This is a genomic window from Halomonas sp. EF61, assembly GCF_040147045.1.
GTDB classification, from domain to species: domain Bacteria; phylum Pseudomonadota; class Gammaproteobacteria; order Pseudomonadales; family Halomonadaceae; genus Halomonas; species Halomonas litopenaei.
The window spans coordinates 1,924,325-1,947,923 of sequence record NZ_JAMSHM010000001.1 but is presented as its reverse complement, the minus strand read 5'-3'; the positions used below and the strand labels follow the sequence as shown (position 1 = coordinate 1,947,923).

The window sequence follows — 23,599 nt, the reverse complement described above, 5'->3', positions numbered from 1 at the left end:
CTCTCGGGCCAACGCTTGGCCCGTTCAGGCAAACCTGAGTCCCACGCCCTGCCTACCCTGAAGGTGAGCGTCTTCTCTCACCATCAGGATGACAACAATGACAGACCATCCGCTGCACTTTGACGGCCTTATCGAGGTCGGCCGTCGAATCCAGTCCAGGGAACTGAGCGCCGTCGAGGTCACTCGAACCATGCTCGAGCGAATCGACAGCGTCGATACCACCCTGAACAGCTTTGTCACCGTCATGGCCGACAGTGCACTTGAACAGGCCGCCCAGGCGGACCGCGATCTGGCCGCTGGCATCCACAAGGGGCCCCTTCAGGGCGTTCCGCTGGCCGTCAAGGATCTGCTGTGGACAGCGGGGACCCGGACGACCCACGGCATGCCCCTGCACCGTGACCACGTGCCCCGGGAAACGGCCAGCGTGGTCACACGCCTCGACCAGGCCGGAGCCGTGCTGCTGGGCAAGCTGCAGCAGACCGAAGGCGCCTTCGCCGATCACCACCCCGACATCACGCCGCCCACCAACCCCTGGGGCGAGGCTTTGTGGTCAGGCGCCTCGTCCAGCGGTTCCGGCGTGGCCACCGCCGCCGGGCTGTGCTTTGGCTCGCTGGGCACCGACACCGGTGGCTCGATTCGCTTCCCCTCGGCCGCCAACGGCGTCACCGGCCTCAAGCCGAGCTGGGGCCGAGTCAGCCGACACGGCGCCTTCGAGCTGGCGGCCTCGATGGACCACATCGGGCCGATCGCCCGCAGCGCCGCCGATGTAGGGGCGCTGCTTGGCGTTATTGCCGGTGCCGACGAACGTGACCCCACCGCCGTTCCCCTCGCCGTGCCGGATTACCTGGCCGGCATGACGCGAGGCCTGAAGGGCGTGCGTATCGGGCTCGACCCTCGCTGGGCCATCGAAGCGGTGGATACCGAAACCCGCGGCGTCCTCGAACAGGTCGTGTCCACGCTGGGACAGCTCGATGCCGTGATCGAGGAAATCGACTTCCCCGACACCCAGCAGGCGGTATTCGACTGGGCGCCACTGTGCGGCGTGGAGACCGCCGTCGCCCATGCCGAGACCTTCCCCAGCCAGCGCGAAGCGTACGGCCCTGGTCTTGCAGGTCTGATCGACCTGGGCCGCGCCCAGAGCGCCATGGACCACCAGCAACGACTGCTGCGCCGGGCCGAGTTCAAGGGCCGGGTCGATCGCCTCTTGGCCAGTGTCGACCTGCTGATCGCCCCGGTCACCGCCTACGCCGCCCCGTCGATGGCCTTCATGGAGAAGTTCGGTGAGGATGAAGCGCTGTTTTCCGGCATGCTGCGCTATACCTGTCCTTTCGATCTGAGCGGGCACCCGACCATTACCCTGCCGGCGGGCTTCAGCCAGCAGGGCGGGCCCATCGCCTTCCAGTTCATCGCACCGATGTTCGACGAAGCAATGCTGGTACGCGCCGGCTGGGCCTTCCAGCAGGTCACCGACTGGCATCGTCGACATCCAGAGCTGTAGCCCTCGAGCCTTCCTTCTCTTGAAGGTTCCCGGTGGCGGGTGATGGGAGCGCGCCGATGGCCTAAAGTCGGGTCAACAGGACCGCTTTACGCCACGAGGTGCTCCCATGTCCCTGCTCGACCAACTGGCCGAGGCACGTATCCAGAAGGCGCAGCAGGAAGGCGCCTTCGACGACCTGCCGGATCACGGCAAGCCCATCGAACTCGACGACGACAGCATGATTCCCGAGGCGCTGCGGGCAGGCTACCGACTGCTGAAGAACTCAGGCTATCTGCCCCCGGAGCTTCAGCTTCAGCGCGAGATTCGTGAGGTGGAAGACCTGCTGGCGCAGACACAGGAAGCCGCCGAGCGAAGCGCTTGCGAGAAGCGCCTGCGTCTTCTGCGCGCACGGCTTGGCGAAAGCGGGCGGGGTGCCAGTCGGCTTCTTGAGCTGGGGCGCTATCATGACCGGCTGCTGGAGAAGTGGGAGGGAGACTGACCCTGCGGTTACCGTCAGTACGGTGCGCTAGCGTGAGTCCGACCGGGTGCTCGACGGGACGGCACGCCTGCACCAGCGCCGTGACCGCCACAGCCCCAGCGCCAGCAAGACACCGGCGGCGATGACCGGCAGCATGGGAGGCGACGCCGGCGTCCTGAGGGCGACCCCGACCTGAGCGTAGAGCGAGGTCGCACACAGCACAAAGCCGGCCAGCGGCACCGTCCAGGTCGCCCAGTCGGCCCCCCTCCGAAACGGTCCCCACAGCAGAACCCCGACCAGCATCGCCACGCTGAGACAGGCGCCCCCCAGGGCGTGCATCAGCGCCAGCAGGACCTGTCGGGTGCCTGGAGCGACCGACGCCCAGTCGAGCCCCATGGCGGCGGCATGGTAGGGCATGAATTCGCTGCGGCCGAGATAGACCAGACCAAAGGCGATCAGAATCAGGGTCGCCAGCGCATGGCAGGCGAGAGCACTTCTTGAATACGGGGTCACGGCGGTTTCCTGGTGATTCGAGCGAGTACAGCGGACATCTTTGCCTAGGGCTTGTCTGAAAAGTGCCTGCACTCGGTAATACGGCGTTAAAAATCGGATCAAAATGCTCATTTACACTCCGTAAACTGCGCTTTCTCACCGATTTTTGCCTTGTCTAACCTTCGCTCGTCGACTTTTCGGACAGCGCCCAAATAGGGCTCCGCCGATGATAGCCGGCAACTTTGTCACCCCGCGCTCCCACCCTGACGCAGCGATCGTTTCAGCACACTAATCCAGCGGTATCAGACGGCTGCAGGTCAGGCTCACCGACGGTGCTGACATCGATGAATTCGCGACGCTCGAGCGCCATTCGGCCTGGGACCATGCATCACCGCCAGCGTCAGGCCGCGGCGCGTCCAGCGTGCAGCAATCTGACCGCCAGCATGCCGATCACCACCCCCCAGAAGGCCGCGCCCAGACCGAACAGGCTCATGCCCGAGGCCGTCACCATAAAGGCGATCACCGAGGCCTCGCGGTGCCCCTCGGCGGCGATCATGGCGGCCAGATTGCTGGTGATCGCACCGATCAAGGCAAGCCCCGCCAGTACCGCCACAAAGGCGCCGGGCAAGGAAGTGAAGAGCGCCACGATAGTGCCGGCGAACAGCCCACCGACCAGGTAGAAGACGCCGTTGGCGACCCCGGCGACGTAGCGACGGCCCGGGTCCTGGTGGGCATCCTTGCCGGTGCACAGCGCAGCGGTGATGGCCGCGATCACCGTGGTGATGCCGCCAAAGCAGGCAGTGGCGAAGGAGGTCAGGCTGGCCACCGTCAGAATCGGCCGGGCCCTGGTGTGATAGCCCGCTGCGTGCAGGATCGCCATTCCCGGCAGGAACTGGCCGGTCAGGCTCACCACCACCAGCGGCAACGCCAGGCTCAGGGTGCTGGTGATGGTCCACTCGGGAGCGATAAAGCGGGGAATCGCCAGGTGCACACCGACGCCGGCGAGACTCGCGCCTTCCAGCACCACGGCGAGCACCACACCGGTGATCAGCAACAGGATCAGGCAATAGCGCGGCGCCAGCCGCTTGAACACCAGATAGGCCAGCAACATGCCGACGGCGAGCCAGGGCGAGGTCTCGATGGCCGCAAAGGCACCGAGGCCGAACTGGAACAGGATGCCCGCCATCATGCCGGCGGCCACGCCCGACGGAATCAGCGCCATCAACCGGTCGAAGCTGCCGGTGACACCGATGATCAGCATCAGCACCGCCGCTGTCAGGTAGGCGCCTACCGCCTCGCCCAGCGACAGCTCCGGGAACAGGGTGATCAGCAGCGCCGTCCCCGGCGCCGACCAGGCCGTCACCACCGGCACCCTGAGCCACAGGCTCAGGACGATGCCCGACACCGCCGCCCCCAGCGAGATGGCCCACACCCAGGAGGTCATCATCTCGGGTGAGATATCCGCCGCCGCCCCGGCCTGGAAGAAGATCGCCAGCGGCCCCGAGTAGGAAATCAGCACCGCGACAAAGCCTGCCGTCACCGCCGACAGTGACAGGTCACGAAAAAGGGACGACCCTGCAGCCGATCCCTGGGGTGCGGTTACGGTATCGGAGTCGGTTCGGCGCATGGGCTGGCTCCTTGATGATGGCGTCGATGTACGGCCAGGAATGTCACCTGGTGGGTCCCCTGGCGACGTCGACGGAAGACAAAAAAGGCCCGGCACGCGGCCAGGCCAAGGAGGATACAAGATTCACCACGCCGTCCCGGTGCCCCCGCAGGTACAGCGGGATGCAAGGTGGGTCCACGTCACGCGGCATCAACCGGCTAGCCCAGGTCGCCGCCGGCCACCGGCACCACCGTGCCGGTGATATAGCTGGCGTCGCGGGAGGCCAGAAACAGGATCGGCCCGACCTGCTCGTCAAGGGTGCCGTAGCGGTGCATCAGGCTCGACGCCAGGGTCTGGTCGATCAACTGCTGGTACCACAGCTTGTCCTGTTCGCTCTGGGGCTCGGCGTTGCGCGGCGTCAGCCGGGGCGGCGCCTCGGTGCCGCCGGGGGCGGTGGCGTTGACCCTTACGCCGTGCTCGGCCATCTCGATGGCCAGCGCCACGGTCATGGCGTTCACCCCGCCCTTGGCCGAAGCGTAGGGCACCCGATTGACCCCGCGGGTGGCCACCGAGGAGACGTTGACGATATTGCCGCCGCTATCGATCAGGTGGGGCAGCGCCGCGCGACAGCACCACAGCGTCGGAAACAGCGAGCGACGCACCTCGGCCTCGACCTGCTCCGGTGAATACTGGGTGTAGGGCTTGGCCCAGATGGTCCCGCCGACGTTGTTGACCAGTACGTCCAGTCGCCCGAAGCGCTCGATGGCGCTCTTGATGGCGCCCTCGGCGCCCTCCCAGGTTTCCAGATCGGCGTTCAGGGCAAGGACCTCGACTCCCTGCTCGCCAAGCTCGCGGGCCACCTGGTGGACATGTTCGGCGCGATCGACCAGCACCAGGGCAGCGCCCTCCTCGCCGGCCCGCTCGGCCAGACGCCGACCGATCCCCTGGGCGGCGCCGGTGATCAGCATCACCTGTCCTTCGAATCGCTTCATGTTGCTGTCCTTCTGCTGTCGGATGCGGTGGGTGAAGTGGCCACGGCGTGGCCTCAGCCCACACCGAGGTGGGTATCGAGGATCGAGGGATCGGCCCTCAACGCCTGGCTGTCACCGTCGAACACCACCTTGCCCTTGACGATCAACAGGTGGCGGTCGCCCACCTCGAGCAGGTTGTCGATGTTCTTGTCGACGATGATGCTGGCGATGCCCGAGGCCTTGATGGTGCGCAGGATCGACCAGATCTCGTCGCGGATCAGCGGCGCCAGCCCTTCGGTAGCCTCGTCGAGAATCAACAGGCGCGGGTTGAGCATCAGCGCGCGACCGATCGACAGCATCTGCTGCTCGCCCCCGGACAGCAGCGAACCATCGTGGCCGATGCGCTCCTTGAGCCGGGGAAAGGTGTCCAGCACCCGCTCGATATCCCAGTCGGTACGACCGTCAGCCCCCGGGCGTGCGGCCATCACCAGATGCTCGCGCACGCTGATACCGGGAAAGATGCCCCGCCCTTCCGGCACGTAGCCGATGCCCTGACGAATGATCTGCCAGGGACGGCGCTTGCGGGTGTCCACCCCCATGATCCGCACCTCGCCATGGCGCGGCGGCACGAAGCCGAGGATCGACTTCAAGGTGGTGGTCTTGCCCATCCCGTTGCGACCGAGCAGGCTCAGCGTCTCGCCGGCCTGGAGGGTCAGGTCCACCCCGTGCAGCACATGGCTTTCGCCGTAGAAGGTGTGCAGGCCTGTAGCCTCGATCAACGGCGACTCGACATCCTCGGCAGCGTCCACCCGTTGAGTTCCTGCCTCCTTGATCGCCACATTCATGACGTCACCTCGCTATTGCTGGAGCCGTTGCCGATATCGACGCTATCGCTGGGGCGCCTGTCCTCGCTGCTGTCGTGACGTCCCAGATAGACGTCACGCACCGTTTCGCTTGCACGAATGCTCTCGGTGTCGCCGCTTTCCAGCACGCAACCGTCGACCATCACGGTGATGCGATCGGCCAGGCGGAACACCGAGTCCATGTCGTGTTCGATCAGCACGATGGTGTAGTCGCGAGACAGCCGCTTGAGCAGGTCGGCGACCTGGTCGGTCTCCTCGCGGCCCATGCCGGCCATCGGCTCGTCCAGCAGCATCAGCTGTGGCTGGGTGGCCAGCACCATGGCGATCTGCAGCTGGCGCTGCTCGCCGTAGCTCATGCCGGAGGACACCGTGTGGGCCCGGGTCACCAGACCACAGGTGTCCAGCGCGGCCAGCGCCCGCTCATCGACTTCGCGGGCCCGCCGGCGCGAGCGCCAGCTGCCGATGACGCCACCGTGGTGGATACGCGCGGCCAGCTGGCAATTCTGCAGACAGCTCAGGCGCGGAAAGATGTTGGTCTTCTGGTGGCTGCGACCGATACCGAGTCGGGCGACCTGGTGGGCCTTCTTGCCCTGGATCGCGCTGCCGCGATACTCGATCTCGCCGCGGGTCGGCGGAATCTCGCCGGACAGCAGGTTGATCAGGGTGCTCTTGCCGGCACCGTTGGGACCGAGGATGGCGTGGATCTCGCCCTGCTCGACCTCGAAGTCGACGTCATTGACCGCCAGCAGGCCACCGAAGCTGCGGGTCAGCCCGCGGGTCTTGAGCATGCTGCTCATGAGGACACCTCCCCGGCGCTTTTGCCGACGCTTTTACCGTCGCTGTCGGAGGCGGAAGTCTGTCTGCCCTTCGCCAAGTTGTCCTTGCCACCGCCAAGCCGCCCCAGCAGCGAGGCCTGGCGCCCCGGCGGGTCGAGCAGCAGCCCAGCGATGCCCTTGGGCAGCACCAGCACCGCGATAATGATGGTCAGGCCCATCAGGATCGGCCAGTGGTTGGTCAGGTGCTCGTAGAAGTACAGCAGCAGTTCGTAGGCGAAGGCGCCGAGGATCGGCCCGAAGATGGTTCCCATGCCGCCGAGGATGACCATCATCAGCACCTCGCCGGAGTGGTGCCAGCCAAGCTGGGCCGGGTTGGCGAAGCCGTACTGCATGGCCGCCAGCATGCCGGCGACGCCGGCGATCATCGCCGAGACCACGAAGGCGATCAGCTTGTAGCCGGTGGTGGCGTAGCCCAGCGCCTGCATGCGGTGCTCGTTGTCGTGGATGCCATCGAGCACCTGGCCGAAGTGGGAACGGGTCAGGGCGCGCAGGATAAGGTAGACCGCCACCAGCAGAGCCAGGCAGAAGTAGAAGAACGTCAGCGGGTTGTCGAGGTCGATCAGCGGTGTCTCGCCCATGGCAAGGCTCGGGCGGAACATGATGAAGACGCCGTCGGTACCGCCGGTCATGCTGGAGGTGCTGACGGTGTAGAACAGCATCTGGCCGAAGGCCAGGGTGGTCATGATGAAGAAGATGCCCTTGGTGCGCAGCACCAGCAGGCCGACGATGGCGGCGACCAGGCCGGAGACCAGCATCACCAGCGGCAGCATCCACCACAGCGAGGCGGCGCTGAAGTCGGGGCTGGCCATCGCCAGGGTGTAGGCCCCCAGGCCGAAGAACAGCGCATGGCCCAGGCTGACCAGGCCAAGGATACCGACCAGCAGGTCGAGACTGACGGCGAACAGGGCGAAGATCAGCATCAGGGTCAGCTTCTCCATGAAGAAGGCGCTGGACTCCCCGAATACCGCCGGCCCCCAGGCCGGATAGGCGATCAGCAGCGCCAGGCCCGCCAGCAGCAGGACCGTCACGCGCTTGGGATATCGATGCAACATGGTGTTTCTCCTCCAGACGGGTGTCCCGTCTGCAAAGGGGTCCGATCAGGCGGCAAGGGATGCCCGAGCGGAGGGTGATTGTCGTCGGGTCTCAGGCGAACAGGCCGCGCGGCTTGATCAGCAACACCAGCGCCATGATCAGGTAGATCAGCATGCTGGCGAGACTCGGGATCAGCACCGGACCGAAGGTCTCGGCCATGCCGATCAACAGCGCGCCGAAGAAGGCCCCCTTGATCGAGCCGATGCCGCCGATGACCACCACCACAAAGCAGGTGATCAAGATCGAGTCGCCCATGCCCGGCGTGATCGACGACAGCGGCGCCGCCATCATCCCGGCGAAGGCCGCCAGGGCCACGCCGACGCTGAAGATCAGGGTGAACAGGGTGCGGATATTGATGCCGAGCCCTTCGACCATCTCGCGATTGACGGCGCCGGCGCGGATCACGATACCGAGCCGGGTGTGGCGGATGATCCAGTAGATGGCCCCCGCCAGCACCAGGCATACCGCCGCCACGAACAGCCGATAGACCGGGTACTGCAGGTTGTCGGTCAGGGCGATGGCGCCGGTAAAGGGCTCCGGCAGCGCCACCGAGTGGACGTCGCCGCCCCAGATGATGCGCTGGGCCTCGTTGAGCACCAGGATCAGGCCGAAGGTCAACAGCACCTGGTAGAGGTGGTCACGCTTGTACAGGGTGTCGAGAAACAGCCGCTCGATGACCAGCCCCAGCAGTACCGCGATGGGCACCGCAATCAGGATCGCCAACCAGAAGTTGCCGAGGCGCTGGGTCAGGTCGAAGGCCAGATAGGCGCCGATCATGTACATGGCGCCGTGGGCCAGGTTGATGATGCCCATGATGCCGAAGATCAGCGTCAGGCCGCTGGCGATAAGGAACAGCAACAGCCCGTACTGAAAGCCGTTGAGCAGCTGCACCCCGAAGAAGGCAAGGTCCATGAAGAACTCCTTTGGCGTTGGCCCGCCCGAGAGCGCCCGGTATTCGCGGGCGCCTCGGCCAGGTCATTGACGCGGTGAACGAAGGTCGCCTCAGCTCTTCATCGGGCAGGCGCTGTCGGGAACTTCCAGCTGCTCGCTGGCGATCGAGGTGACGTGGTGCTCGCCGTCCCTTACCTCGCGCAGGTAGACGTTCTGGATCGGGTGGTGGGAGGCCGAGAAGCTCACCGGGCCGCGCGGGCTGTCGAGTTCCACCGCTTCCAGCGCCGCGATCAGCGCCTCGCGGTCGGGCTCGCCGTCAATCGAGGCGTAGGCCTGAGCCAGCAGCTTGCCCGCGTCGTAGCCCTGCACCGCATAGGTGTCCGGGGCCTCGCCATAGGCTTCCTGGTAGGCCGAGACGAAGGCCTGGTTCTGGGGTGTGTCCAGGGTCTCGGCGTAGTGCATGGTGGTCTGCACGCCGTTGGCGGCCTCACCCAAAGCCCCCAGGTTGCCGTCGGTCAAGAAGCCCGAGCCATACAGCGGAATGCTGTCGTTGAGTCCGGCGGCGGCGTAGTCCCGCACGAAGCCGACCCCGCCACCACCGGCGAAGAAGGTGTAGACGGCGTCCGGGGCGATGCTGGCGATCTGCGCCAGGTAGGTCTGGAACTCGGTGCTCGGAAACGGCACCAGGATCTGCTCGACGATCTCGCCGCCGGCATCGGTGAAGGCCTGCTCGAAGCCGGCCAGGTCTTCCTTGCCGCCGGCGTAGTCCCAGGTGATGGTGACGATCTTGCGATGGCCCTGATCGTAGGCCACCTGCCCCATGGGATAGCTGTTCTGCCACATGCTGAACGAGGTGCGAAAGACGTTGGGCATGCACAGCTGGTTGGTGGCCGCCTCGAGTCCGGCGTTAGGGATGATGGTGATGGCGCCGGTCTGCTTGGCCACCCGCAGCATGCCCATGGCGACGCCGGAGTGGACCGGACCGATGACCACGTCGACGCCATCACCCTTGACCAGGCGGCTCATGTTCTGGGGCGCCTTGGAGGGGTTGGCCTCGGAGTCCAGGGTCACGTACTCGACACCATGACCACCGAGGCTGCCGCCCTCCTGCTCGATGGCGAGCTTCAGCCCATTGGTGATGGACTCGCCTAGTGCGGCGTAGGTGCCGGAGTACGGCAGCATCAGCCCGAGCTTGACGTCGTGCTCGGCCAGGGCCTGGGTGGACAGGGCGGCACCGGCCAGCGCCAGGGTCGCGGCCTGCAGCGAACGTGCAAGCGGGCCAAGGCGCCGGGATGACAGGGAAGCTTGGCGGCGGCTGTACGTGTTATCGGTGCTGGGCGTGTTATCGGTGTTGAGGTTTTTATCGATAGTGAGCTTGGCCATGATCATGTCTCGTCAGGTTGTGATTATCGTTATGAGATTGCGGGGCTCTCGCTGGACAGGGAGCCCCGGCCTGCGGCTGTCTGTTGTCGGCAAGGGCGAAAGGTCTCCCTTGCCGGATCTGCTTCGGGGCAGGACGCGTCAGTTGGGCGTGAACTTTTCGTAGTGAAAGCTCGCCGGTTTGATGCCCTGCTGGTCGAAGTGCTTGAGCACCGCATCCACCATCGGCGGCGGGCCGCACAGGTAGACGTCGACGTCGCCGTCATGCAGCTTCTGCGGGTCCATGTGATGGGTGACGTAGCCCTTGCGTTCGTGGCTGCTGTCCTCGTCGGCGACCACCGTCAGGTAGTCGAAGTCGGGCAGCGCTTCGACCGCCGCGTCGAGCTCTTCGCACTTGACCAGATGATCGTCCTTGGTCACGCCATAGATCATGTGGATCGGCTGGCCTGCGCCCTCGCCCTGGGCCTCGAGCGCGGCAAGCTGCTTGAGCATCGACAGGAAGGGAGCAAGCCCGGTGCCGCCGGCCAGCATCAGGATCGGGCGCTGGATGGCGCGCAGGTAGAAGCTGCCCATGGGACCGGTCACGGCCATGGCGTCACCGGCCTTGGCCTTGTCCGCCAGATAGCCGCTCATCAGCCCGTCCGGCACATTGCGGATCAGGAAGCTGGCGCGGGACTCCCCCGGCAGCGAGCTGAACGAATAGCTTCTGTGCTCACCACAGCCCGGTACCTCCAGGTGCACGTACTGCCCCGGCAGGAAGTTCAGCGGCTCGCCTTCGATATCGATGGCAAGCTCGATGGAGTCCTCGGACAAGGGCTCGACGTGGACCACCGTGGAGGCACGGCTGTCGACCTCGGTCTTGCATACGGTCGAGGCCACCGGCACCGACAGCACGCAGTCCGAGGACGGCACCATCTGGCAGGTCAGCACCTGCCCCTCGTGCAGCTCCTCGTCGGACAGCGCCTCGTCGATGTACTCGTCACCCAGCTCGAACTCGCCCTGGTCGCAGTGGCACTTGCAGGTGCCGCAGACGCCGTCGGAGCAGTCCATCGGCAGATTGACCTTGTTGCGGTAGGCCGCATCAAGGACGGTCTCGCCCTCGTTGCAGTCGATAAAGCGCGACACCCCGTCTTCGAAGTTGAGCGCGATGGTGAAGCTCATGGTCGTTCTCCTTCACCGACTTAAATGTGATAAACGTCGATGACCTGGTGGATATAATCGTTATTGAGCTGCACCTTCTTGCGCGTGATAAGCGGGCTGTCACCGGACACGTCCAGGGTGTAGAAAGACACCCCGAAGTAGCTGTCGGTCTGCTTGTAGCGGTGGCTCAGGGTGTGCCAGTTGAAGCGCACCTCCAGGCTGTCGCCCTCCTCCTTCATCACCTCGATATTGGTGATCTGGTGGGTGGTGCGCGGCTCCGGCGTGCTGGCGCCACTGCGCTCGGTCTTGATCCGATAGACGCGATCCTCGAGCCCTTCCCGATTGGGGTAGTAGATCAGCGATATCTCGCTGTTCGGGTCACCGGTCAGGGTGTCGTCGTCGTCCCAGCAGGGCATCCAGAACTCGGCCTTCTTGTGGTACAGGGTCAGCCACTCGTCCCACTCGCGCTCGTCCAGAAGGCGCGCTTCGCGATAAAGAAAGGCCTGGATGTCGTGATAGCTGATGCTCATGATTCGTCTCCTTTCCGCAGGATTCAGGCTGAGGCCGTGGCGATGAACTGGCTGCGTTCCTTGTCGATGGCGCGCAGCATTTCCTCGACCCAGTGCTGGTGGTGCAGCACGTAGAGGCCTTCGTCCTCCGGCGAGGCACCGCTCTTCAGCGGCTTCATGTCGATGGCGCTGGCGTCTTCGTCGGGACCATCGATCCATTGCTTGGCGCCACGCGACAGGTCATTCCATTCGGCCAGGGCACCGTTGTAGCCGTTCTGGCAGCCGCGGAATTCCTCCAGGTCATCCGGCGTGCCCATGCCGCTGACGTTGAAGAAGTCCTCGTACTGGCGGATGCGCACGCGACGGTTCTCCGCCGATTCACCCTTGGGCGCGAAGCAGTAGATGGTGACCTCGGTACGGTCCACCGCCAGCGGACGCAGCACCCGAATCTGGGTCGAGAACTGGTCCATCAGATAGACGTTGGGGTACAGACACAGGTTGCGGGTCTGGTTGACGATGTTGTCGGCGCGGGCCTCGCCCAGCTCCTTCTCGATGCGCTCCTTGTGCTCGTAGACCGGACGCACCTCGGGATTGAGCAGCCGGGTCCACAGCATCATGTGGCCGTTCTCGTAGGAGTAGAAACCGCCCTTGGACTTGGACCAGCCATCGGCGTCCACCGCCTTGGTGCCGCCTTCGTCGTAGTTTCGACGGTCCATGGTGGAGGCGTAGTTCCAGTGCACGGTGCTGACGTGGTAGCCGTCGGCGCCGTTCTCGGCCTGCAGTTTCCAGTTGCCGGTGTAGGTGTAGGACGAGGTGCCACGCAGGATCTCGAGACCTTCCGGGGCCTGGTCGACGATGTTGTCGATGACCTTCATGGTCTCGCCCAGGTACTCCTCGATGGGCATGACGTCGTCGCTCAGGCTGCCGAACAGGAAGCCCTTGTAATTGGCGAATTTCGGCAGGCGTTTGAGGTCGTGGGAGCCGTCCTGCTTGAAGGCGTCCGGGTAGGCGCCGGCCTTCTCGTTCTTGGCCTTGAGCAGACGCCCGTCGTTCTTGAAGGTCCAGCCGTGGAACGGGCAGGTGAAGGTGCCCTTGTTGCCCTGCTTGCGACGGCAGATGGTGGCACCACGGTGGGCGCAGGCGTTGATCAGGGCGTGAAGCTCGCCCTCCTTGTCGCGGGTGATGACCACCGGCTGGCGCCCCATGTTCAGGGTGAAGTAGTCACCGGGCTCGGCGATCTGGCTCTCGTGGGCCATGAACAGCCAGTTGCCCTCGAAGATGTGCTTCATCTCGAGCTCGAAGAACTCGGGGTCGGTGAACATGCTGCGGTGGCAGCGAAAGACGCCCTGTTCGGGGTCATCCTCGACGGCACCACGCACGCGGGCTTCGATCTGATCGAGTTTGTTGCTCATCGTTGTTCTCCTCTCTATCACGGTCCGCTCACACGGGCGGCTCACACAGACAGCTCATTCGAGTCGCTCGTCCCGCCGGCCCCTTGGGGCGGCCTGCCCGCAGGGCAGGCCTGGTCTGGCTTGGCGCGATTTACCTCGGGGCTATCCATCACAGGGCTGTCCATCACAGCGATTCCCGTGACACTCGGTGGTCGGTTCAGGGTTGTCGCGAGTCCAGGCGGCTCAGCCGTCCTCGAGGGCGCGGGGGCGCTTGTGGCGCTGCTGCAGCTCGGTCTCGCTGGTGGCGGCAAGCTCGATGTCGAACACCACCTCGGTGAAGGGCCCCTCGAGGCCACGATCGCTGGCCTCGCTGGCGTCCTCGATGCGCCTGGCGTCCACCACCAGCTCCTCGCGGGTGGCGAAGGCGAAGTCGTCGTAGGTGTAGGGGTCGCCGGCGAGGTTGATCTGGGTGGTCAGGTGCTTGTACCCGGGCGCCGAGATAAAGAAGTGGATATGCGCCGGTCGCTGGCCATGACGACCGAGCAGGTCCAGCACCTGCTGGGTCGGGCTGTCCGGGGGGCAACCGTAGCCGGAGGGGATGATGCTGCGCGCGCGATAGCGGCCATCGGCGTCGGTGTAGATGGTACGACGCAGGTGGAAGTCGGCCTGGGACGGGTCGAAGAAGCTGTAGTTGCCCTTGCTGTCGGCGTGCCAGATCTCGACCTTGGCCCGTGAGATCGGCTGGCCCTGGGTATCGCGTACCTGACCGGTCAGCCACATTGCCTCGGCGTCGGTGTCCGAGCCGTCGTCCAGGCGCGCCTCGCCCTCGGACTCCGGGGCACCGGCGACGTACAGGGGCCCCTCGATGGTGCGCGGGGTACCCCCGGCAAGGCCGCGGGCGGCGTCCTCGGCGTCCATGCGCATGTCGAGGTAATGATCGAAGCCCAGACCCGGGGCCAGCAGGCCGTACTGGGTCTCGGCGCCGAGCGCGTTGAGCACGCTGACGCCCTGCCAGAATTCTTCCGGGGTGACGTCGAAGTCATCGATCAGCTTGTACAGGTCCGACAGCAGACGATGCAGGATTTCCTTGGCCCGCTCGTTGCCTTCGGTCTTGTCGAAGCCGGCGACGGTATTGAGGAAGTCCTGTACCTCCGGGGTGTCGAAGATGCGCACTGACTTGGTGGTGGGATTGAGACTGTTCATCTGGCGGTCCTCAGGTGTGGCGTACTTGTCGTTATCGTTGTTGGCGGTACTGGCCGGGGCCTGGCGATTCGCTCTGCCCCGACGTCTGGCTGGCCAGGGGCAGACCCTAGCTGTCGTCATCGCGGATCGAGGACGGGTGGCGGCACAGCGGCTTGACGCGGATCTCCATGTAGGGAAACAGCGGCAGGTTCGATACCAGCTCCTGCAGCTCGGCGTTGTCGGCCACGTCGAACACGCTGACGTTGGAATAGCTGCCGGCCACCCGCCACAGATGGCGCCACTTGCCGGAGCGCTGCAGCTCCTGGGCGTAGTCCTTCTCGCGGGCCTTGATCTCGGCGGCGCGCTCCGGCGCCATATCCGGCGGCAGCTTGACGGTCATTTCCACCTGAAACAGCATCTTCGTTCTCCTCTCGATCGGGGGCCGTCGATGCAGCCCTGGAGGCTCGCGCGGCCGGTCTGATGGCGATGTCGCTCAGCTGCGTGCGTACTCGCGCAGCTTGTCGTGATCCAGTTCGAGCCCGAGTCCCGGGCCTTGCGGCAGCGCCACGCCAAAGTCGTCGTAGCGCAGGGGGGTGGTGACGATGTCATCGGTCAACAGCAAGGGGCCGAACATCTCGGTGCCCCAGGCCATCTCGGGCAGGGTCGCCCAGGCGTGCAGCGAAGCGGCGGTACCGATGGTGCCCTCGAGCATGGTGCCGCCGTAGAGGCCAATGCCCCCGGCGTCGGCCAGGTGGGCCAGGCGCAGCGCGCCGCGCGGCCCGGCGCTCTTGGCGATCTTCAGGGCGAAGGCGCCGCTGAAGCCGGACTCGATCAGTGCCAGCCCGCAGCGCAGGTCCTGGACACCTTCGTCGGCCAGCATGGTGACCTCGAAGCGATTGGCCAGTCGTGCAAGCCCAGCCCGCTCGTGGGCCGGAATGGGTTGCTCGATCAGGTCGACCCCGGCCTCCTCGAGGGCGGCGATGGCGCGCACCGCGGTGGCCTCGTCCCAGGCCTGGTTGACGTCGACCCTGACGCTGGCGCGATCCCCCAGTGCGGCCTTGATGGCGGCAACGTGGCGCACGTCGTGATCCACCTCGTTGGCGCCGATCTTGAGCTTGAAGTCACGATGGCGACGCTGCTCCAGCCGCTTTCTGGCCTCCTCGATATCCTTGTCGGTATCGCCACTGGCCAGCGTCCACAGCACCGGCAGGTGATCGTGGCGGGCGCCGCCCAGCAGTGTCGCCAGGGGCACCCCGAGACGCTTGCCCTGGGCATCCAGCAGCGCGGTCTCGAGCGCCGACTTGGCGATGACGTTGCCCTTGGCCAGCTTGTCGAGCCGGGCCATGGCGAGGTTGACGTTGTCCGCCGCCAGGCCGACCAGCGCCGGCGCCAGGTAGGTATCGATGTTGACCTTCATGCTCTCCGGACTTTCCGGGCCATAGGCCAGGCCGCCGATGGTGGTGGCCTCGCCGATGCCTTCGATACCGTCGGAGCACTTGAGGCGTACGATCACCAGCGTCTGGGTGGCCATGGTGGCCATCGACAGCTTGTGCGGTCGGATGGTGGGCAGGTCGACCAGCAGGGTCTCGACGCTTTCGATCAGGGCGGTCATGGCGGCTCCGGCAATTACCATCAGCTCGTTGTCATCCACGGGCTGGCGATCTGGGTGATGAGGAAAGCCGCAAGCGCTGTAAGCCTCGGCGACTCGTAAGCGATCAAGCCATACCTTGGTAAGATTTCTCTTACGATGCGAAGCACCACTGCCATCGACATCGGCAGAGACCTACGGCGGAAAGACGCTTGATCCGGCGATTGAGTGCAGTGTGATTGTCTTTGAGGGGCACAACCAATATGGTCTGGGTAGACCGCAATACCCTGGAGGTATCATGGAGCTTCGACACCTGCGCTATTTCTGTGCCGCAGCAGAAGAGCTGAACATCACCCGGGCGGCCGCCAGGCTGCATATGGCGCAGCCCCCTTTGACCCGGCAGATCAATCAGTTGGAGGAAGAACTGGGGGCCCAGTTATTCATTCGCGGTCCCCGAGGGCTGACCCTGACGCCCACTGGCAAGTTCTTCCATGAGCATGCCCTGCAGATGCTCGAGAAGCTCGATACCACGGTGGCGGCGGTGCGCCGTATGTCTCGAAGCCACAAGGAAATGTTCGGTATCGGCTTTGTGCCCTCGCTGTTTTACGGCCAGCTGCCGCTGCTGGTGCGCGAGTTGCGACAAAAGGACGAGGTGGAGCTGACCCTGGCCGAATTGACCACGGTGGAGCAGGTGCAGGCGCTGAAGGCAGGACGTATCGATATCGGCTTCGGACGCCTGAGGATCGACGATCCCGACGTGGAACAGGAGGTGCTGTTCGAGGAACCGATGATGGCGGCGGTGCCGGAGGGCCACCCGCTGGTGGGCACCACCCCAACCATGGAGGAGCTCGCCCGCTACCCGCTGGTGCTGTACCCGGCGAGCCCGCGCCCGAGCCTTGCCGACCTGGTGCTGGGGCTGTTTCGCCGCCGAGGGCTCAAGGTCACGGTGGTGCAGGAGGCCAACGAGATGCAGACGGCGCTGGGCCTGGTGGTGTCGGACTTCGGCATCACCCTGGTGCCGGAGCAGGTCAAGCGACAGAACCGCGATGGCATTCGCTACCTGTACCTGGCGGAGAAGCACATTACCTCACCGATCGTCTGCAGCCGGCGCCGGGGAGAGACGCCCAGCGCGACCATGCAGGCGGCCAACGCCATCCTCGAGGTGCTGGTGGAGAATCGTCGGACGGGCAAGTACCCGTGAAACATATCGAGTGGTGGCAGGGCCAGGACCCTGCCTGCGGCGCGTTGATAGCGCTGCGGTGTTAGCGAAACTCTTCCCCCGCCGCTGCCACGAAGGCCATCTCGACCAGCAGTTCGGGGTTGGCAAGCTCGGCCTTGACGCAGGCGCGACTGGGGGCGGTGCCGGGCTCGAACCAGGCCTCCCAGGCGATGTTCAGGGCATCGAAGTGGGCAAAGTCGGTCAGGTAGATGGTCACCGAGATGATGCGTGTCTTGTCGCTGTCCACCTTGGCCAGCGACTCCTCGGCCTGTTCGAAGATCTGCTCCACCTGGCCGGTGATATCGGCGCGGGTGTCCGCCTCGGCGACTTCGACGAAGTGGGCCATGCCATTGAACACGGTGATGTCGGACCAGCGGGGGGTGGGATTGATGCGGTGGATATCCATGGGGGGCCTCGAAGCCAGGGCGGGAAAGACCGCTAGCATAGGCCATGGAAGCGTCGGTGCAAACGCGGGCAAATAGCGACACGGACGTCGCGGTTCACGCCGCGACGTCCGTGTGGTCAGGCGAACGCGATCAGAAGTCGAAGAACACCGTCTCTCCCTCACCCTGCAGCACGATATCCAGACGATAGCGTGGCAGGCCGCCTTCCCCGCCCTCTTCACGCCGGGCGATCAGCGTCTGGCGCCGGGCCGGCGACTCGATCGCACCCAGCACCGGACAGCCGGCATTGGCTTTGTGCTCGTCATCGAAGTAGAGCCGGGTCTGCAGATGCAGGTTCACGCCCCGGGCAAAGATCGTCAGGTTGATGTGCGGGGCCATGGTGCGACCGTCGGGCCGAGCGATGGCGCCGGGCTTGACGGTGACAAAGCGCCACTCGCTGTTGCCCTCGGCGGTGGTCGCGGTACGCCCGAAGCTGTTGAACGGCGCCTTGAGGTCGAACGCCGTCTGATAGTCACCATTGGCGTCGGCCTGCCAGGCCTCCAGCAGGGCGTCGCGGACCAGGTCGCCGTTACCGTCGATGACCCGTCCCGCCACCTCGATACGCTCGCCTTCGGCGTTATCCTTGGCCAGTTCGTTCCAGATCTCCTCGTCGCGCTCGGGCAGGCCGGCGACGGCCAGCGCCAGGCCGATGTGCACGTAGGGGCCGGCGGTCTGGGACGCGGTCTCGCGCAGCATCAGGTTCGCGGTGGGGGTAAGGTTTGGCTGTTGCATGAGGTCTCCTCGCTGCCGTGGGCCGACTCGGGCACCACGGCACCTGTTGTTCCTGGTCTTGTTCACTGATTCTCGAAATAGGTCTGCAGTTCGCCACGCACCACCAGGTCGAAGCGGTAGGCCAGGGCGTCCATGGGACGCGAGCGGGCCATGTCGAGTCGACCGATCATGGTGCCCACGGCCTCCTCGTCCTTCAGGGTCTGGACGATGGGGCAGATCGGAATCAGCGGGTCCCCCTCGAAGTACATCTGGGTGATCAGCCGGGTGGAGATGGCCGGGCCCATGACGCTCACATGAATGTGCGCCGGGCGCCAGGTGTTGATGCCATTGGGCCAGGGATAGGGACCGGGTTTGATGGTGCGGAAGTGGTACCAGCCATCGTCGTCGGTGAGACAGCGCCCGACGCCGCCGAAGTTGGGGTCCAGCGGGGCCAGATAGCTGTCCTTCTTGTGGCGATAGCGGCCACCGGCATTGGCCTGCCACATCTCCACCAGAGTCTGCGGCACCGGCTTGCCGAACTGGTCGACGACCCGGCCGAACATGATCACCCGCTCCCCCACCGGCAGACCGGGGCTATCGGCATCGCGGAAGTTCAACAGCAGGTCGTTGTCATGGGGTCCCATGCGCAGGCGGCTAAACTCGGGGCCGGTGAGTTCCGACACGCTGGGGGTCTGCAGGCTGACCAGCGCCTGGGAGGGAGAGCGCGGCACCGAGGTCTTGTAGCCGGGGGTGTAGGCGGCGGGGTGCCACTGGCGATCCCGCTCGACGAAGCGACGATTGAGGTTCCGATTGAGGGTCATGGGGGAAGAGGTCCTGGCGTGATTGTTGGTTGTTCACACGCGCCTCGAGACACGAGGCGATGATTGCAGTGTGACCAGCCACACCCGGGCTGCCAATTGAGACCTTGGCCGGTCGTCATAACCCAGGGGTTATGATGACCGGATGGCGGGGCGTCGGACCGCAGGAACGAGTACGTCCTGGCCTGCTGCTTCGCCCCCGGATATTTCAGCGCCGCTACTGGGGTCTTGCCGCGGCGGCCTGGCGCAGCGACTCGGCGAAGCCTTCCAGCGCCAGGCTGGGGCTCAAAGAGGTGTTGGTACACAGCCCTACCGAGCCACCCTGGTGCTCGAAGGACAGTGCCAGCTCGACCAGCTGGCCGCTTTCCAGATCCTCGGCCACCGCCTCGAAGGGCGCCACCCAGATGGCATCGGTGTCCAGTGTGAAGCGCCGGCTGACCGGCAGCGACAGGGTCTCCAGACAGGGCGCGGGCAAACTGATGGCGTGACGCACACAGAAGCTGTCGACCCGCTGACGCAAGGTGGTCTGAGGGGGAGGCACGGCCCAGGGGTAGTCGCTCAGGACCTCGGGAGGACAGGGCGAGACGGTGGCCAGCGGATGCCCCCGGCGCACCACCAGCCGCAGCGACTCGTAGTAGAGATGTTCGAAGGCCAGGTCACGAATCTCGCGGGCTTCGGTCATACGCCCCACCACCACGTCGAGCTCACCCAGCGCCAGCCGCGACAGCAGAAAGGCGCTGGCGCCGGTGGTCACGGTCACGCTGGTCTCCTGGCCCAGCGGCGAGGCCTGGAAGTGCTGAATCGCCGCCGGCAGCAGCCGCGATTCCACCGTCGACAGCGCCCCGACCCTGAGCCAACGCTGCCCACCATGGCCGTCGGCCAGCGCCACCACGCCCTCTTCCAGGGCGCGCAGCGCAGGCCCCGCGTGGCGCAACAGGGTGAGTCCCGCCTGGGTCAGACTGACGCCCTGGGCGCTACGCTCGAACAGGCTGGCGCCAACGATCTCCTCGAGTTCACGGATGGCCTTGGAGATGCCCGGCTGGGTGATCGCCAGGGCATCGGCGGCACGGGCGAAGCTGCGGCTGCGCGACACCTCGAGGAAGGCGTTGAGATGGCGCAGCTTGATACGATGATTGAGCATGGTGGCCTGCGATCTGGCGACGTGACGGGTGTCCAGCGTGGCGCCGTGGCGTGGCACCTCGTCAGCCTCCACCACGCCGACAGCGCTAGCGACAGGCCGCCAGCACGCGCTCGATGGGCTCGTCGGCGCCACTCAGCGGGAAGCGTGAGGGACGGGTATCCTGGGGTGTGACCACCGCCACGTTGCCGCCTTGCAGGGTCTTGGTCAAACCGAGGGGAGACGGGGCGAACCACACGCCGTCGTGGGGGGAGTGGCGTGACTCCAGGCGATACCCGATGCCGTCCACCAGCACCTCCAGCGGCTTGCGCCGATCGGCGCCCATCTGGGAGGCATAACCGGCCACCGATACCATGGGCACACCGTTCCAGCACACCAGTGCCAGAGAATGACCGCTGCCATCATCGACTCGCGCCGCCGGGGCGTCGCCGAACATCTGGTGGGCCTGGGTGTAGCGCCACTCTGCCGACGCCGTATTCGCCATCAAGGTGCCGAGCAGTATCGCCACAAACGTCTTGAACCACATCAATAGTTGACCTCTTGCTGCCGAAACGGGCATGCATCGGGCACTCCCTGCCTGACGGAATCCTCTCTTTCTCCTTTTGCCAAGTCTAGCAACTGACCGAGGATCCACGAATGGAGCAGCAGGGTTGCCCTGCCACCTATGGCATGGCAAGTCACCAACGGGCAGGAAGCCTTGCTGCCTGCCTGGAGGATTCTGTGCTCCGTGAGTCAGCTATTTACCACTCTTTTACCCCAAGCGGCAAACCATGTCCCTTATGCCGATGATTCGCCGCTTCCCCAGCCCAGTTCCTTAGCCAGGCCCGGCGCATGCCCTTCAGGGAGCCTGAGCCCCGATACAGGCGCTTCTCGATCAGCAACAGACGAACCGATGGGGAAGCAGCCCAGACGGTCATCGCCAACTATGGCGGATGTTCCAGTCCGAGAGCGCCAGCCTTCCAAAGGCTGAAGATGCCTCCCGATCATTCAGTCAGGTCGAGCATCCGGCGGGCCTGCTGCCAGGTGGCCACCGGCCGCTCGTACTTCTCGCACAGGGTCACGACGCGCTCGACCAGGGCCGCATTGGAGGGAGCCAGGGTATGACGATCGAGGCGCACGTTATCCTCGAGCCCGGTGCGGGTATGCCCGCCCGCAGCGATCGACCACTCGTTGAGCAGGGCCTGGTTGGGCCCGATCCCGGCGCCGCACCACTGGGCGTCCGGTGCGAGCCGATTCAGCGTTTCGACGTAGAAGTCGAGGGTGGGCTTGTCCACCGGCATGGCGTTCTTGACGCCCATGACGAACTGGACGTAAAGCGGCCCCTTGAGCTTGCCTTGTTTCGACAGAGCCACCGCCTGATGGATATGCGACAGATCGAACGCTTCGATCTCGGGCTTGACGTCGTACTTGAGCATTTCGTCGGCGAGCCACTCCACCAGCTGGGGCGGATTCTCGTAGACGCGGTTGGGGAAGTTATTGGAGCCCACCGAGAGGCTTGCCATGTCGGGCTTGAGGCGTAGCATGCCGCCGCGTGCCTCTCCGGCCCCGGAGCGACCGCCGGTGGAAAGCTGGATGATCATGCCCGGGCAATGGGTCCTCAGGCCTTCCATCAGCCTGGCAAACTTCTCCGGATCCGACGTGGGCGACTGATCGTCGTTACGCACATGACAATGGGCGATGGCGGCTCCTGCCTCGAAGGCCGCCTGGGTGCTTTCGACTTGCTCTTCGATGGTCACGGGAATGGCCGGATTATGTTCCTTGCGGCCCACGCTGCCAGTGATGGCGACACAGATGATGCAGGGAGTAGACATGTGTCCTCTCTTGTTATCGAAACGCTAAGATAGGGAAAACCAAGACGAGCGGCCCCACGACGGGCAGGCGACATTGGTCCCGAGCTCATCCTTGAAGTAACGGTGGGCCTGCAAGTGGAGCGAGATGCCGCAGGCAAACAGAGGCAGGCTCGAAGGCGATGCCAGGTACCGGGGTCCTACTGACGATAGGTCTGCCGATGCGGGCCGGCGAACTGACGTCCGCACCGTTTCACGACGGCATCAGGCACGCTCGCGCCGGGATGCTGACGCAGGAACAAGGAGCCGCCAGACACAGGCCGACATCACCAGACATGGGGCTCCCCGCCACCTTCATTCAGTGGCTTCCATCAAACGCATGACGACGAACCTTCAGGGCTCGACCGTCCCCCAGCCCAGTTCCTTGGCCAGGGCAAAGGCATGATTGGCCGCCGGCACGCCGGCATAGATGGCCACGTGCATCAGCACCTGACGCAGCTCCGCCTCGCTGAGGCCGATACGTTGGGCGGTCTTCAGGTGCAGGGTCAGCTCCTCGCGCCCCAGGGCGGCGAGAATGCCGGTGGTGATCATGCTGCGCTCGCGTCTCGTCAGGTCGTCGTTGGACCACAGCTCGCCCCAGGCCAGCCGTGTGATCATCTGCTGAAACGGAGTGTCCAGGCTGTTGGCATTGTGGGTGGAGCGGGCCACGTGTTCCTCGCCCAGCACCTGCTTGCGGGTCGCAAGGCCAGTGGAATAATCGACGCCCTCCGCGCCCACATCGCCCAGGTCCACCGCCATCACCGCCAGCAGCTTCTCGGCGAATCGGCTTGGCGCCTCTACCGAAGGCACGTGACCGACGCCCTCGAGCACCTCGAGCGGGGCGCCGTCGCACTCGGCCGCCAGGGCCTCCAGGGTGGCCGGTGGCGTCGCCAGGTCCTCGCTGCCACCGAACAGCTGCACCTTGACGCCCTTGCCGGAGAGCTTGCCGGTGAAGGTATCTCGCCCCAGCATTTCGCAGAGCAGCGCGTAGGACTCGTCGTCACCGCGCCCCATCTGGGTGCACCAGCCCGCCTTTAGGGCCGGCTCGGCGTCGAAGCAGGCGGCAGCGAACCAGCGCGGCACGATCTCGCCGGACATCGCCGCCAGGCCCACGCGCCGCACACGCTCGGCCCTGGTGGTCCATAGCTCGCTGGTGCCGATCACCGCCCCGGTGTTGGTCAGGGCGGCGGAGAGCAGGCGCTCGCCGTGCTCGCTGATCAGCTGCTGCCCCACCACGCCACCGATGGAGGTACCGACGAAGTGGAAGCGGCCTGCGCCGGCGTGGTCGGCCAGGGCGATGGCTTCCTTCGCCAGTTCGGCCGGAGTGATCGGCCCGTCGCCCCAGGCCTGGCTGGCGCCGTGACCGGGCAGGTCCCAGGTCAACACCCGGTAGCGTGGCAGCAGCACCGGCAGGACGTCGTCCCACACCGCCTGGCTCATGCCCAGCGGATGCGCCAGCACCACCAGAGGATTGGCCTCGGCGCCGAGCAGGCGATACGCGACACTGCGTCCTTCGATATTCAGAAATGCCATGACCTCTCTCCTGTT

General features: G+C 65.3%; 24 protein-coding genes. 3 read left to right on the top strand and 21 right to left on the bottom strand.

What is annotated here, in order from left to right; all coding sequences use genetic code 11:
• Positions 1-97: 97 nt before the first annotated feature.
• Together NFI08_RS08640 and NFI08_RS08635 are read left to right on the top strand one after the other, a co-directional pair.
• Complete coding sequence (locus NFI08_RS08640) at positions 98-1,498, top strand: amidase (protein ID WP_349588628.1); 1,401 nt, start codon at positions 98-100, stop codon at positions 1,496-1,498.
• Positions 1,499-1,604: 106 nt separating this feature from the next.
• Positions 1,605-1,976: a DnaJ family domain-containing protein gene (locus NFI08_RS08635; protein ID WP_108448480.1), complete on the top strand. Its 372-nt coding sequence runs from the start codon at positions 1,605-1,607 to the stop codon at positions 1,974-1,976.
• A 27-nt stretch (positions 1,977-2,003) separates the two neighbouring features.
• Here NFI08_RS08635 and NFI08_RS08630 read toward each other — a convergent pair whose 3' ends face one another.
• From NFI08_RS08630 to NFI08_RS08565, 14 genes are all read right to left on the bottom strand, one after another.
• Positions 2,004-2,468, bottom strand: coding sequence for a hypothetical protein (locus NFI08_RS08630; protein ID WP_349588625.1), 465 nt, complete (start codon positions 2,466-2,468; stop codon positions 2,004-2,006).
• A 379-nt stretch (positions 2,469-2,847) separates the two neighbouring features.
• Positions 2,848-4,074, bottom strand: coding sequence for a benzoate/H(+) symporter BenE family transporter (locus NFI08_RS08625; RefSeq protein WP_349588622.1), 1,227 nt, complete (start codon positions 4,072-4,074; stop codon positions 2,848-2,850).
• Positions 4,075-4,271: 197 nt separating this feature from the next.
• The gene (benD, locus tag NFI08_RS08620; RefSeq protein WP_349588619.1) at positions 4,272-5,045 is read right to left on the bottom strand and encodes a benzoate diol dehydrogenase BenD; all 774 of its coding nucleotides are present in this window, start codon (positions 5,043-5,045) and stop codon (positions 4,272-4,274) included.
• A 53-nt stretch (positions 5,046-5,098) separates the two neighbouring features.
• Positions 5,099-5,869 (bottom strand): ABC transporter ATP-binding protein, encoded by a 771-nt coding sequence (locus NFI08_RS08615; protein WP_108448476.1) that lies wholly within the window; start codon positions 5,867-5,869, stop codon positions 5,099-5,101.
• Complete coding sequence (locus NFI08_RS08610; RefSeq protein WP_108448475.1) at positions 5,866-6,684, bottom strand: ABC transporter ATP-binding protein; 819 nt, start codon at positions 6,682-6,684, stop codon at positions 5,866-5,868. Before NFI08_RS08610 ends, NFI08_RS08615 begins: the two co-directional genes overlap by 4 nt.
• Positions 6,681-7,775 (bottom strand): branched-chain amino acid ABC transporter permease, encoded by a 1,095-nt coding sequence (locus tag NFI08_RS08605; protein ID WP_108448474.1) that lies wholly within the window; start codon positions 7,773-7,775, stop codon positions 6,681-6,683. The genes NFI08_RS08610 and NFI08_RS08605 overlap by 4 nt, the downstream gene beginning before the upstream one ends.
• 91 nt (positions 7,776-7,866) lie before the next feature.
• Positions 7,867-8,727, bottom strand: coding sequence for a branched-chain amino acid ABC transporter permease (locus NFI08_RS08600; protein ID WP_045991438.1), 861 nt, complete (start codon positions 8,725-8,727; stop codon positions 7,867-7,869).
• 90 nt (positions 8,728-8,817) lie between these two features.
• Entirely contained in the window at positions 8,818-10,089 is a 1,272-nt protein-coding gene (locus tag NFI08_RS08595) for an ABC transporter substrate-binding protein (protein ID WP_108448542.1), read from the bottom strand.
• A 138-nt stretch (positions 10,090-10,227) separates the two neighbouring features.
• Positions 10,228-11,247, bottom strand: coding sequence for a benzoate 1,2-dioxygenase electron transfer component BenC (gene benC, locus NFI08_RS08590; RefSeq protein ID WP_045991437.1), 1,020 nt, complete (start codon positions 11,245-11,247; stop codon positions 10,228-10,230).
• 20 nt (positions 11,248-11,267) lie between these two features.
• A complete protein-coding gene (benB, locus tag NFI08_RS08585) occupies positions 11,268-11,756 on the bottom strand; it encodes a benzoate 1,2-dioxygenase small subunit (RefSeq protein ID WP_108131177.1) in 489 nt (162 codons plus the stop codon).
• A gap of 23 nt (positions 11,757-11,779) precedes the next feature.
• Positions 11,780-13,147, bottom strand: a complete 1,368-nt coding sequence (locus NFI08_RS08580) for a Rieske 2Fe-2S domain-containing protein (protein WP_045991435.1) — start codon at positions 13,145-13,147, stop codon at positions 11,780-11,782.
• Between the two features lie 222 nt (positions 13,148-13,369).
• Positions 13,370-14,329 carry a catechol 1,2-dioxygenase gene (gene catA, locus NFI08_RS08575; protein ID WP_108131175.1) on the bottom strand — a complete coding sequence of 320 codons (960 nt, stop codon included), beginning with the start codon at positions 14,327-14,329 and terminating at the stop codon, positions 13,370-13,372.
• A gap of 106 nt (positions 14,330-14,435) precedes the next feature.
• Positions 14,436-14,726: a muconolactone Delta-isomerase gene (gene catC / locus NFI08_RS08570; RefSeq protein ID WP_045991433.1), complete on the bottom strand. Its 291-nt coding sequence runs from the start codon at positions 14,724-14,726 to the stop codon at positions 14,436-14,438.
• Between the two features lie 75 nt (positions 14,727-14,801).
• Positions 14,802-15,920, bottom strand: a complete 1,119-nt coding sequence (locus tag NFI08_RS08565; RefSeq protein WP_045991432.1) for a muconate/chloromuconate family cycloisomerase — start codon at positions 15,918-15,920, stop codon at positions 14,802-14,804.
• Positions 15,921-16,194: 274 nt separating this feature from the next.
• Between NFI08_RS08565 and NFI08_RS08560 the strand changes: the two genes are divergently transcribed.
• The gene (locus NFI08_RS08560) at positions 16,195-17,097 is read left to right on the top strand and encodes a LysR family transcriptional regulator (RefSeq protein ID WP_045991431.1); all 903 of its coding nucleotides are present in this window, start codon (positions 16,195-16,197) and stop codon (positions 17,095-17,097) included.
• A gap of 61 nt (positions 17,098-17,158) precedes the next feature.
• Here the strand turns inward: NFI08_RS08560 and NFI08_RS08555 are convergent, their stop codons facing one another.
• The 7 genes from NFI08_RS08555 to NFI08_RS08525 form a co-directional block, all read right to left on the bottom strand.
• Positions 17,159-17,521 (bottom strand): RidA family protein, encoded by a 363-nt coding sequence (locus tag NFI08_RS08555; RefSeq protein WP_108448471.1) that lies wholly within the window; start codon positions 17,519-17,521, stop codon positions 17,159-17,161.
• 130 nt (positions 17,522-17,651) lie between these two features.
• Positions 17,652-18,290, bottom strand: a complete 639-nt coding sequence (gene pcaG, locus NFI08_RS08550) for a protocatechuate 3,4-dioxygenase subunit alpha (RefSeq protein WP_083970203.1) — start codon at positions 18,288-18,290, stop codon at positions 17,652-17,654.
• Positions 18,291-18,352: 62 nt separating this feature from the next.
• Positions 18,353-19,090, bottom strand: a complete 738-nt coding sequence (gene pcaH, locus NFI08_RS08545; RefSeq protein WP_045991428.1) for a protocatechuate 3,4-dioxygenase subunit beta — start codon at positions 19,088-19,090, stop codon at positions 18,353-18,355.
• A 214-nt stretch (positions 19,091-19,304) separates the two neighbouring features.
• A complete protein-coding gene (gene pcaQ, locus NFI08_RS08540; protein ID WP_231498425.1) occupies positions 19,305-20,285 on the bottom strand; it encodes a pca operon transcription factor PcaQ in 981 nt (326 codons plus the stop codon).
• Between the two features lie 28 nt (positions 20,286-20,313).
• The gene (locus NFI08_RS08535; RefSeq protein WP_045991427.1) at positions 20,314-20,751 is read right to left on the bottom strand and encodes a hypothetical protein; all 438 of its coding nucleotides are present in this window, start codon (positions 20,749-20,751) and stop codon (positions 20,314-20,316) included.
• Positions 20,752-21,208: 457 nt separating this feature from the next.
• Positions 21,209-22,036, bottom strand: coding sequence for a 3-oxoadipate:acetyl-CoA acetyltransferase (locus NFI08_RS08530; RefSeq protein ID WP_108448470.1), 828 nt, complete (start codon positions 22,034-22,036; stop codon positions 21,209-21,211).
• Positions 22,037-22,405: 369 nt separating this feature from the next.
• Positions 22,406-23,584, bottom strand: a complete 1,179-nt coding sequence (locus NFI08_RS08525; RefSeq protein WP_349588605.1) for an alpha/beta fold hydrolase — start codon at positions 23,582-23,584, stop codon at positions 22,406-22,408.
• Positions 23,585-23,599 lie beyond the last annotated feature (15 nt).